This is a genomic window from Sphingopyxis panaciterrulae (genome assembly GCF_014199295.1).
Classification (GTDB): Bacteria; Pseudomonadota; Alphaproteobacteria; order Sphingomonadales; family Sphingomonadaceae; genus Sphingopyxis; species Sphingopyxis panaciterrulae.
Map to the genome: position 1 here is coordinate 67,700 of NZ_JACIJH010000016.1, position 11,301 is coordinate 79,000.

Below are 11,301 nucleotides of genomic sequence, written 5' to 3' on the forward strand. Positions count from 1 at the left end.
GGGCGAGAAGGGTGAGGAAAAATCATTCGGCGGCTTCGGGAAGGGCTTCCGGACCCTCGTCGTCGTCCTCGTCCGAATAGGACGAGAGTTCGACGTTGAGGCCCAGTGAGCGCATTTCCTTGACCAGCACGTTGAAGCTTTCGGGAATGCCGGCCTCGAAGGTGTCGTCGCCCTTGACGATCGCTTCATAGACCTTGGTGCGGCCGATCACGTCGTCGGACTTCACCGTCAGCATTTCCTGCAGCGTATAGGCCGCGCCATAGGCCTGGAGCGCCCAGACCTCCATCTCGCCGAAGCGCTGGCCGCCGAACTGCGCCTTGCCGCCCAGCGGCTGCTGGGTGACGAGGCTGTAGGGGCCGATCGAGCGCGCGTGGATCTTGTCGTCGACCAGGTGATGCAGCTTCAGGATATACATATATCCCACCGTCACCTTGCGGTCGAAGCGGTCGCCGGTGCGGCCGTCGTAAAGATCGACCTGACCCGACGGATCGAGCCCGGCGCGTTCGAGCATCGCCGACACGTCGCCCTCGCGCGCGCCGTCGAACACCGGGGTGCCGAACGGGATGCCCAGCGACAGATGCCCGGCCATCTCGACGATCTGCTCGCCGCTGCGCGCCTTGATGTCGCCCGCATATTCGTCGCCATAGGCTTCGATCAGCTTCTCGCGCACCGCCTCGGGCGGGGCCGCCGCCTCGGGGTTCGGGTTCGCGGCGCGCCAGTCCTCGAGCGCGGCGGTGATCTGGCGGCCGAAGCCGCGCGACGCCCAGCCGAGGTGCGTTTCGAGGATCTGCCCGACGTTCATGCGGCTCGGCACGCCGAGCGGGTTGAGCACGACGTCGACATGCGTCCCGTCTTCCAGGAACGGCATGTCCTCGATCGGCAGGATGCGGCTGATGATGCCCTTGTTGCCGTGGCGGCCGGCCATCTTGTCGCCCGACTGCAGCTTGCGCTTGATCGCGACGAACACCTTGACCATCTTGAGCACGCCCGGCGCCAGTTCGTCGCCGCGCTGCAGCTTCTCGACCCGATCCTCGTACTTGGCGTTGATCCGCTTGATCGCGTCGTCATACTGCGCCTTGATCGCTTCGAGCGCGGCCTGCGCCTTGTCATCGACGACCGCGAGCTTCCACCAGTCGGCGCGGTCGAGGTCGGCGAGGTCCTGCTCGCTCAGCGCCTCGCCCTTCTTCATGCCCTTCGGCACCGCGCTGGTGGTCTGGCCGACCAGCAGTTCCTTGAGGCTGGAGAAGGTCGCGCGGTTGAGGATCGAGCGTTCGTCGTCGGCGTCCTGCTTCAGCCGCTCGATCTCCTCGCGTTCGATCGCGATCGCGCGCTCGTCCTTGTCGATGCCGTGGCGGTTGAAGACGCGGACCTCGACGACGGTGCCCGACACGCCCGGCGGCAGGCGCAGCGAGGTGTCGCGCACGTCGCTCGCCTTTTCGCCGAAGATGGCGCGCAGCAGCTTTTCTTCCGGCGTCATCGGGCTTTCGCCCTTCGGCGTGATCTTGCCGACCAGGATGTCGCCCGGGCCGACCTCGGCGCCGATATAGACGATGCCCGCCTCGTCGAGGTTGCGCAGCGCTTCCTCGCCGACGTTCGGAATGTCGCGGGTGATGTCTTCCGGCCCGAGACGCGTGTCGCGCGCGGTGACCTCGAACTCCTCAATGTGGATCGAGGTGAAGACGTCGTCCTTCACGATACGCTCGGAAATGAGGATCGAGTCCTCATAATTATAGCCGTTCCACGGCATGAAGGCGACGAGCACATTCTTGCCGAGCGCCAACTCGCCGAGCTCGGTCGACGGACCGTCGGCGATGATGTCGCCGGTGCGGATCACGTCGCCCACCTTCACCAGCGGACGCTGGTTGATGCAGGTGTTCTGGTTCGAGCGCTGGAACTTCTGCAGGCGATAGATATCGACCCCCGACTTGCCCGGCTCGACCATGTCGGTCGCGCGGATGACGATGCGGGTCGCATCGACCTGGTCGACGATGCCGCCGCGGCGCGCCGCGATCGCGGCGCCCGAATCGCGGGCGACCGTGCCTTCCATGCCGGTGCCGACCACGGGCGCCTCGGCCCGCAGCAGCGGCACCGCCTGGCGCTGCATGTTCGATCCCATCAGCGCGCGGTTGGCGTCGTCATTCTCCAGGAACGGGATCAGCGATGCCGCGACCGAAACGAGCTGCTTGGGCGACACGTCCATCAGCGTGATCTGGTCGCGCGGCGCCATCAGGAACTCGCCCGCCTCGCGTGCCGAGATCAGCTCCTCGACGAAGCTGCCGTCGGGATTGAGATCGGCGTTCGCCTGCGCGACGGTGTGCTTGCTCTCTTCCATCGCCGACAGATAGACGACCTCGTTCGTGACCTTGCCGTCGACGATGCGGCGGTAGGGGGTCTCGATGAAGCCATATTTGTTGACGCGCGCAAAGGTCGCCAGGCTGTTGATCAGGCCGATGTTCGGGCCTTCCGGCGTCTCGATCGGGCAGATGCGGCCATAGTGGGTCGGGTGAACGTCGCGGACCTCAAAGCCCGCGCGTTCGCGGGTCAGGCCGCCCGGCCCGAGCGCCGACACGCGGCGCTTGTGGGTGACTTCCGACAGCGGATTGGTCTGGTCCATGAACTGCGAAAGCTGCGACGATCCGAAGAATTCGCGCACCGCGGCGACCGCCGGCTTCGCGTTGATCAGGTCGTTCGGCATGACGGTCGACACGTCGACCGACGACATGCGCTCCTTGACCGCACGCTCCATGCGCAGCAGGCCGACGCGATACTGGTTTTCGAGCAGTTCGCCGACCGAACGCACACGGCGGTTGCCGAGGTTGTCGATATCGTCGATCTCGCCCTTGCCGTCCTTCAGGTTCACCAGCTCCTTGACCACGGCGAGGATGTCCTCGCTGCGCAGCGTCGTCACCGTGTCCTCGGCGTCGAGGCCGAGACGCATGTTGAGCTTGACGCGGCCGACGGCCGACAGGTCATAGCGTTCGCCGTCGAAGAACAGGCCGCCGAACAGCGCCTCCGCCGTCTCGCGCGTCGGCGGTTCGCCGGGGCGCATGACGCGGTAGATGTCCGACAGGGCCTGGTCGCGGTCCTCGGCCTTGTCGGCCTTCAGCGTGTTGCGGATCCACGGCCCGGTGTTGTTGTGATCGATGTCGAGCAGCACCAGCTTGTCGATGCCGGCCGCGTCCATCTTTTCCAGATTCTCGGCGCTGACCTCGTCGCCGGCCTCGATGTAGATCTCGCCGGTCGCCTCGTTGACCAGGTCATAGGCCGAATAGCGGCCGAAGATTTCCTCGGTCGGGATCAGCAGCGTTTCAAGCCCGTCCTTCGCCGCCTTGTTGGCGAGGCGCGGGCTGATCTTGTGGCCCGCGGCAAAGACGACTTCGCCGGTCTTGGCGTCGACGACATCGAACGCCGGCTTCGCGCCGCGCCAGTTCTCGGCGATGAACGGCACCTTCCAGCCATTCTCGGCGCGCTCGAAAACGATGCGGTCATAGAAGAAGTTGAGGATTTCCTCGCCCGACATGCCCAGTGCATAGAGGAGCGTCGTCACCGGCAGCTTGCGCTTGCGGTCGATGCGGACGTTGACGATGTCCTTGGCGTCGAATTCGAAATCGAGCCACGAGCCGCGATAGGGGATCACGCGCGCGGCGAACAGATATTTGCCCGACGAGTGAGTCTTGCCGCGGTCATGGTCGAACAGCACACCCGGCGAACGGTGCATCTGGCTGACGATGACGCGCTCGGTGCCGTTGATGAAGAAGGTGCCGTTCTCGGTCATGAGCGGCATGTCGCCCATGTAGACGTCCTGCTCCTTGATATCGAGCACGCTGCGGGTGTCGGTTTCGCTGTCGACCTCGAACACGATCAGGCGCAGCGTGACCTTCATCGGCGCCGCATAGGTGATGCCGCGCTGACGGCATTCCTCGACGTCGTACTTCGGGTCTTCCAGTTCGTAATGAACGAAGTCCAGCTCGGCGGTGCCGGCGAAATCGCGGATCGGGAACACGCTGCGCAGCGTCTTTTCGAGGCCGGAGACATAGCCCGTCGCGGGGTCCGAGCGCAGGAACTGCTCATAGGATTCGCGCTGCACCTCGATCAGGTTGGGCATTTCCACCGCTTCGTGGATATTGCCGAACAGCTTGCGGATTCGCCGCGTCGCGGTAGCTTCGAGGGCCTTGCCCACCGACTTCGCCTTGGTCGCCATATGTGATTGTCTCGCCTGCAATAAAATCAACGTCGCGAGCGCGATAGAGACGCAAAAAGGCCGCGAGCAACCGTTGCCGGCTTACCGCAGCTTCATCACGCATCCCGAAATCCCCGCCATCCTATTCCTGGAACCCGCTGCGCAAGGTCGGGCCCGTCCCGGACGGAAGGGTGTGATGGAGATATAGGGTCCGGGCCGCGCGGTGTCAACGCGGAGCGGGCCTGGGGTAGTGGGTCAGTTTGAATTTCCACCCATATGTGGTTCGCGCAACTCTCTTTTCCCGTCACCCTGAACTTGTTTCAGGGTCCATGGCCCGAGCTTTCGACGAGCGCAGCACCGGACGAGAAAGCAGGTCATGGATGCTGAAACAAGTTCAGCATGACGAAGGAAGAATGAGATTGGCTATTTATCCAAGCGGAAATTCAAACTGACCCACTACCCCGGCCCGGTCGCGGCGCCGTCCGGCATTGGAAAGGCCCATCCCTTCCTCGTCAACCCGGACCTGATCCGGGGTGACGAGGAGGACAGGAAGAATTTATCGTTAAACGATAAGTTCGTTGACACAGCCAGCATCGCGCTACATATCGTTTTTCGATAAATCAAACAGGAGAGATTCCGATGGATAACTCGCAGGGCAAACCGCTGTGGCTCATCACCCGGGCCGCACTCTGGCTGATGACCGGGCTTGTCGCGATCGCAACCGCCATATTGCTGTGGATCATCGTCCGGCTGTCTCTCGGCGACGGGTTCGGTCCCGACATGGATGCGACCGCCGCTCCGGGGCTGCTGCCGCGCCTCTATCTGCTCGGCGCGATGGGGCTCGCCGCCTTGCTCATGGTCGGCCTGATCCTGCGCAAGCTGCTCGCCATGCTGACGAGCCTGACCGCCGGACACGCTTTCCACGCCGCCAACGCCGCCCACCTCCGCGCCGTCGGCTGGCTGATGATCGGCATCCAGGTTCTCGGCACGGCGATCGGCTTCGTCGGCGACGGGTTGGGGCCGCTGGTCGGCCAGAGCAATCTGGGCTTCGGTTTCTCGCTTTACGGGATCGTCGTCGTGCTGCTCGTTTTCGTGCTGGCTGACGTCTTCGATCGCGGCGCCGCGATGCGCGACGATCTGGAGGGCACGGTCTGATGCCGGTCGTTGTCCGGCTCGACAGCTTGCTGCGCGACCGCGGCATGACGCTCACCGAACTGGCGGACGCGATCGGCATCACCCTTGCCAATCTCTCGATCCTGAAGACCGGCAAGGCCAAGGCGATCCGTTTCTCGACCCTCGACGCGCTCTGCCGCGCGCTCGCCTGCCAACCCGGCGACCTGATTATCTTTGAGGCGGAAGGATCGAACGATGAAACCGCACGGCGGCGTCTCGCCTCCTGACGCGAGCCGTCCGTGGACGCCTCAGCCGCAATCGCTCCCGACCGCGCAGCGTTCGCCGCCGCTTTCAGTCACGGCCGTCACGCCCTCCCCTTCCCCCTCGTCCAGCAACTGTTGGATCGCGGCGCCGACCGCCAGGTCGGGGACATGGCCGAAGCGGTGGAGGCGGAGGCGGCCCCGGCGGTCGATCAGCAGCAGGCTGGGCGTGCCGCGCAGGCCATAGCGCGCCATGGTGACCGGAATGCCCGCGGGGTCGTCATGGCGGTCGACCGCGACCGGACAGGCGATGCGATATTCGTGGAGGAAGGCTTCGAGCGATACCGGCGTCATCGCGGCATGATGTTCGAACACGCTGTGCAGGGCGATCGCCGTCACCGCGTCGGCGGGGAACAGTTCGTGAATCCGCCGGAGTTGCGGCAGGCTCTCGGAGACGCAGCCGGGGCACAGCATCTGAAAGGCGCCGATGACCACCACCCGTCCGCGCAGGCCGGCAAGGGTCAGCGGCGCGCTGTTGAACCAGCGCACAACGTCGAGTTCGGGTGCCGTCATTGCCGCCGCCATCGTCATCCGCCGCTCCTCCTGTCGTCTCGCGCTCGCCGCGATACTAGCGCAGGACCCTTGGCGAATGAAGCGCCGTCCCGAGCGCGCGGCTTCAAGCCGTGAAGCAGGATTTGCGCCACTTCGACACAGTTCGTCCCGCAACAGCCACGGTTCGGCAGCATTTGCGTGGTCATCCCCCGCCCACATGCGTTGAGACCCGAACCGCAATACCAATTCTCAAGGAGAGATGATGCGATGCGAAAGATCGCTGCCTTTGTGACTTCCCTTTCCCTCGGCATGGCCCTTGCGGCCGGTGCGCCCGCGATGGCGCAGGATGCAGCGGCCGCTGCCCCCGCGGACGGCCCCAATTTCGCTCCCGGTACGGTCGTCTATGATTCGGCCGGTGCAGAAATCGGCCCGATCTCCAGCGACGCCGGCGACAATGTCGTCGTGACGTTGAACGGCAATCCGGTCACCCTGCCCAAGAACGCCTTCACCAAAACCGACAAGGGTCCGGCGATCACCATTACCCTTGCCCAGTTGACGGCCGCCGTCGGCCAGGCCGCAGCCGCCAATGAGCAGGCGCTTGCCGCCGCGCTGGTCCCCGGCGCGGACATCCACGGCGCCAACGGCACCGCGGTTCTGGGCAAGGTCAAGCTGGTTCAGGGCGACAATGTCGTCGTCACCACCCCGACCGGCGACGTCAAGCTGGCGAAGAGCGCCTTCTTCGTCTCGCAGGCCGGCCTCGCGACCAACTTCACTGCCGAGCAGTTCGCGAGCGCGATGCAGCAGGCGAACACCGCCGCTGCGGCCGACGATGCCGCGGTCGCCGCGGCGCTCCAGCCCGGCGCCGACGTTCACAGCCTGAACGGCACCGCCGTGCTCGGCAAGGTCAAGTCGTTCGACGACCAGAATGTCGTCGTGACCGCCGCCACCGGCGACGTCTCGCTGCCGCGCAGCGCCTTTCTGATGTCGTCGGCGGGCCTGTCGGCCGGCTATACGGTCGAGCAGTTCGCGAGTGCGATCGGCCAGGGCGCGAGCGAATCCGCCGCGGCGCCCGACGCGACCGCCGAGGTCGAGCCCGCGACGCCGGAAAAATCGGCCAACTAAGCCTTCGGCTTTCGAACGAAGGGCGCGGGAGCTACCCTCCCGCGCCCTTTTTCGTGCGCCTTCAATCCACCCCGCCAAAGGTCAGGCCGACGACGCGCTCGACCATCGCCTCGCTCCATGTGACGCGACGGTCGAGGATCAGCATCGCCAGGCCGTGGACCAGCGCCCAGGCGTGCAGGGCGGCCGCGTCGGCGGATTCGGCGTCGGGAAACACCTCGCCGACCCCCGCGCGCAACAGGTTATAGGCAACTTCCCCGCCGTCGCCGGCCTCTTCGGTCTTGCGGTCGGGCATCTGGCGCGTGAAGCTCAGGCGGAACAGCGCCGGCTCGTCGTGCGCGAAGCGGACATAGGCGATGCCGGTCGCCTTGAAGCCCGCGCGCCCGCCGCCCGCCTTCAGCCACGCCTGGGCCTGCAGCGCGCCGAGGCGCCGCAACCCCTCCTCCGCCAGCGCGTCGAGCAGCGCCTCCTTGTCCGGAAAATGGCGGTAAAGCGCGGTCGCGCTGACCCCGACGTCGCGCGCCAGCGCCCGCAGCCCCAGCTCGCCGCCTGCGTCCTCGGCGAGCCGCTTCAGCCCGGCCGCGATGACCGCCGCGCGCAGGTCGCCATGATGATAGGCGCGCTCCGCCTTCGCGGGCGCCTTTTTTATGTTGACACTGTTATCTTTGTCCGCCATATGTTTCCATCGTAAACATCACAAGGTGCCAAGGCAACGCTGCGCGGCACTTTCGCCAACTTCCGCTTACAGGAGAAGCGCCATGGCCAGCAACGTCGAAACCCTGATCCGCGGCGCGGTCGCCAAGGGCATCGGCAAGGTCGCCGATTTCAACCGCCGCCGCCTCCCCCGCCCCACCGACGCGCACCCCTATCTCACCGGCATCCACAAGCCGATGGAGGAGGAACTGACGCTGGAGGCGCTGGCGGTCGACGGCGAAATCCCCGCGGCGCTTTCCGGCCGCTATCTGCGCAACGGCCCCAATCCGGCTCTCCCCCCCGATCCCGCGAGCTATCACTGGTTCACGGGCGCCGGCATGGTCCACGGCATCCGCATCGAAGGCGGCCGCGCGCATTGGTATCGCAACCGCTGGGTCCGCGGCGCCGAGGCCTGTGCGAAGCTCGGCGAGCCGGTCCCGCCCGGCCCGCGGGCGGCCGAAGGCTTCGACGCGCCGAACACCAATGTCGTCGGCCTCGCCGGGCGCACCTTCGCGATCGTCGAGGCGGGCGGCAAGCCCGCCGAACTGTCCGACACGCTGGGCACGATCGCGCACAATCCCTTCGACGGCACGCTCGCCGGCCCCTATACCGCGCATCCGCACCACGATCCCTTCGCGAACGAAACGCACGCGATCACCTATCAGGGCGATCGGCCGAACATGGTGTGGCACGTCGTCCTCGACGCCGACGCGCATGTGATCCGCGAGGAGGCGGTCGCGGTCGCCGACGGTCCCTCGATCCACGACTGCGCGATCACGCGGAATTACGCTCTCGTCTTCGACCTGCCCGTGACCTTCTCAATGAAATCGCTGCTTGCGGGCTATCGCTTTCCCTATGCGTGGAACGAGGCGCATCCGGCGCGGGTCGGCCTCCTCCCGCGAGCTGGCGCGGGCAGCGAGATTCTCTGGGTGCCGGTCGATCCCTGCTATGTCTTCCATCCCGCCAATGCGTTCGAGACGGCGGACGGCAAGGTCATCGTCGACGTCGTCGCGCACGACACGATGTTCGCGGAATCGAAGCGTGGCCCCGACAGCCCGCGCTCGCGCATGGAGCGCTGGACGATCGACCCGACCGCGGACACGACGACCCGCACCGTCATCCACGATCATAATCAGGAATTCCCGCGCTACGACGAGCGGCGGACGACGCGGTCCTATCGCTATATCTACAGCGTCGCACTACCCGACGGAGCGGGCGAACTGGCGATCGCCGATACCCGCCTGTTTCGTCACGATCTCGAAAACGGAACCACCGAGACACGCGATTTCGGCCCCGGCCGCCACCCCGGCGAGTTCGTCTTCGTGCCGCGCAGCCCCGAAGGGGCCGAGGGCGACGGCTGGCTGGTCGGCCTCGTCGTGAACATGAATGACGAGACGACCGATCTCGTCATCTTGAACGCCGACGATTTTATGGGACCGCCGCAAGCTGTCGTGCATCTGCCGCACCGGGTGCCGCCGGGGTTCCACGGCAATTGGGTCGCGGACTGACGGCATCGCGGCGCGCCATCAGCACCTCGGTGACGCGCAGCGACCGGTCGTTGTCGACGTCGATCGCCGTGCGGCCATCGCTGACCAGCAAGGGCGCCACATCGACCTTCAATTGGCGCGAGACGCGGCGGAAGATATGGTGGATCGGGCCGAGACCGAAGCGGAAACGCAGTAGGTTGACGAGCCCGAAGGCCTGCATCACCCGAATCGGCTTCTTGACGAACTGGCCGCCGCCGCGGAACGCTTCGGCCGCTCTCAGTGCGCCGCGATGCCCGATCCAATAAGCGTTGCAGTTCGACACCGCGACATCGGAAAATTCGTAGAAGCGGCGCTGCCCCTCGGGGTGAACCGCCAGCACGTCCTCGCGCCGTGCCAGCGCGACCCCCGCCTCCGCGCCCAGCCGCGTGGCCTCTCGGTCGATCTCGGCGATGGTTTCTGGGGTGAGCAGACAATTGTCGGCGGTGGTGATGAGCAGCGGGAAGATGGCGATGTCGGCGACCGCGAGCACCGAATCCGCCAGATTGTCGGCCGCGGGAACGATGGTCAGACGGTCGCCGAGTGCGGCCACGGCGGGATCGTCGATATCGCCCGCCAGTGCCTCATGGTGCGTCGATACGAAGATCCGCCCCGCACCGCTCGCCGCTGCGCTCGCGAGGACGTGCGCGATCATCGGTCGGCCCGCTACGGGCACCAGACATTTGTCGGAAACGCCGTGCGCCGCCGCGAGCGCATCGACCGTGCCGGGGCGGCGGCCGGCGAGGATCAGGATCGAACCCGTCATGCGGCGTCGCGCTGCACGGCGGCGGCCGGCGATTGCCGGATCATGCTTTCGGCGACGATCGTCTCGATCAGATCGGCCTGGGTAAACCCCGCGGCAACGGCGGCGCGGCCGAACACCTTTTCGGACCACAGGTTGCAGTTGAGATTGACCTCGAGCAGCCGCACTTCGCCGGTCGCGAAATCGACGCGAAACTCGAAGCGGCCATAGTCGAACGGCCGGAAGATCTCGGCCATCTGCCAAGTATGATCGGCAATGCGTGCCGCCAACTCCGGATCGTCGAACAGGCGAAGGCTGTATTTGGCGCTGCGATCCACGAGGTCACGCTTTTCCTGATAGGTGCGCAGGTGCGTCGGATCGGCCTGCTCGAAGATCATCATCGGCAGCATCGCCGGCGCACCGTCCAGCGTAATCACCGGAACCTCGACATCGCTGCCGTCGAGGAAAGGCTCGACGAGCGCATCATGGTCAAGCGCCTGCACCTCGGCGATCGCCTGCGCGAGTTCGGCGCGATCGTGCGCGTCGCGGATACCCCAAGATGCCGAGCTGTTGTTCGGCTTCACGACCCAGCGCCGCGCCGGCGGGCAGCGCGCGACATCGACGGGCGCGCCGCGGCGGAACAACGCCCAGGGCGCGGTCGGCACGCCTCGCGCCGCCGCCTCCAGCTTGGTCAGATGCTTGTCGTCGGACAGACCGCGCACGATGGGCGACGCGCCGACATAAGGCAGGCCGAGCCGGTTGCAGAGCAGCGGCAACAGCATCTCCGAATTGAAGAAGCCGCCGCGGTTGAGCAGCGGAAGGACGAAATCCGCATCGGGCGCGTCGAACAATGCGGCATAGCTGTCGGCGATCGACAAGACGATCCCCAGCCCCTCCAATATCTCCCTCACCTCGCGGTGATAGAGAGCGTGATTGCCATCCTCCGGGTGGAGCGCGCCCGTCCAGCGGGCATGTCTGGCGACGAAGAGCAGGTGCTGCGTCTCGCGCAGGCGATCGGGCAGCCGGGTCGGAGCAAGGTCGGTGGTTCGCATGCCGTCTTCGACCATGCGAAGATTGCACCGCCATGACCGTTCGATGACGGGCCTGACATCGAAGTGC

Annotated in this window: 9 protein-coding genes; 4 read left to right on the top strand and 5 right to left on the bottom strand. The window is 65.9% G+C overall.

Annotated features, from left to right (window positions below):
- Nucleotides 1–22: 22 nt before the first annotated feature.
- Nucleotides 23–4,201 carry a DNA-directed RNA polymerase subunit beta gene (rpoB, locus tag FHR21_RS18130; protein ID WP_184100894.1) on the bottom strand — a complete coding sequence of 1,393 codons (4,179 nt, stop codon included), beginning with the start codon at nucleotides 4,199–4,201 and terminating at the stop codon, nucleotides 23–25.
- Between the two features lie 618 nt (nucleotides 4,202–4,819).
- Between rpoB and FHR21_RS18135 the strand changes: the two genes are divergently transcribed.
- Nucleotides 4,820–5,335, top strand: coding sequence for a DUF2975 domain-containing protein (locus FHR21_RS18135; RefSeq protein ID WP_184100895.1), 516 nt, complete (start codon nucleotides 4,820–4,822; stop codon nucleotides 5,333–5,335).
- Nucleotides 5,335–5,580, top strand: a complete 246-nt coding sequence (locus FHR21_RS18140) for a helix-turn-helix domain-containing protein (RefSeq protein WP_246427321.1) — start codon at nucleotides 5,335–5,337, stop codon at nucleotides 5,578–5,580. The genes FHR21_RS18135 and FHR21_RS18140 overlap by 1 nt, the downstream gene beginning before the upstream one ends.
- Before the next feature lie 21 nt (nucleotides 5,581–5,601).
- Here the strand turns inward: FHR21_RS18140 and FHR21_RS18145 are convergent, their stop codons facing one another.
- Nucleotides 5,602–6,144 carry a thioredoxin domain-containing protein gene (locus FHR21_RS18145; RefSeq protein WP_221235251.1) on the bottom strand — a complete coding sequence of 181 codons (543 nt, stop codon included), beginning with the start codon at nucleotides 6,142–6,144 and terminating at the stop codon, nucleotides 5,602–5,604.
- A gap of 270 nt (nucleotides 6,145–6,414) precedes the next feature.
- Between FHR21_RS18145 and FHR21_RS18150 the strand changes: the two genes are divergently transcribed.
- On the top strand, nucleotides 6,415–7,227 hold the full coding sequence (locus tag FHR21_RS18150) for a hypothetical protein (protein ID WP_184100896.1): 813 nt from the start codon (nucleotides 6,415–6,417) through the stop codon (nucleotides 7,225–7,227).
- Between the two features lie 61 nt (nucleotides 7,228–7,288).
- Here the strand turns inward: FHR21_RS18150 and FHR21_RS18155 are convergent, their stop codons facing one another.
- Nucleotides 7,289–7,900, bottom strand: a complete 612-nt coding sequence (locus FHR21_RS18155; protein ID WP_184100898.1) for a TetR/AcrR family transcriptional regulator — start codon at nucleotides 7,898–7,900, stop codon at nucleotides 7,289–7,291.
- Nucleotides 7,901–7,982: 82 nt separating this feature from the next.
- Between FHR21_RS18155 and FHR21_RS18160 the strand changes: the two genes are divergently transcribed.
- Nucleotides 7,983–9,425, top strand: a complete 1,443-nt coding sequence (locus FHR21_RS18160; RefSeq protein ID WP_184100900.1) for an 8'-apo-carotenoid 13,14-cleaving dioxygenase — start codon at nucleotides 7,983–7,985, stop codon at nucleotides 9,423–9,425.
- Here FHR21_RS18160 and FHR21_RS18165 read toward each other — a convergent pair.
- Together FHR21_RS18165 and FHR21_RS18170 are read right to left on the bottom strand one after the other, a co-directional pair.
- Nucleotides 9,346–10,206, bottom strand: coding sequence for an NTP transferase domain-containing protein (locus tag FHR21_RS18165; protein ID WP_184100902.1), 861 nt, complete (start codon nucleotides 10,204–10,206; stop codon nucleotides 9,346–9,348). The genes FHR21_RS18160 and FHR21_RS18165 overlap by 80 nt on opposite strands.
- Nucleotides 10,203–11,249, bottom strand: coding sequence for a D-alanine--D-alanine ligase family protein (locus FHR21_RS18170; RefSeq protein ID WP_338113209.1), 1,047 nt, complete (start codon nucleotides 11,247–11,249; stop codon nucleotides 10,203–10,205). The genes FHR21_RS18165 and FHR21_RS18170 overlap by 4 nt, the downstream gene beginning before the upstream one ends.
- Nucleotides 11,250–11,301: the final 52 nt, after the last annotated feature.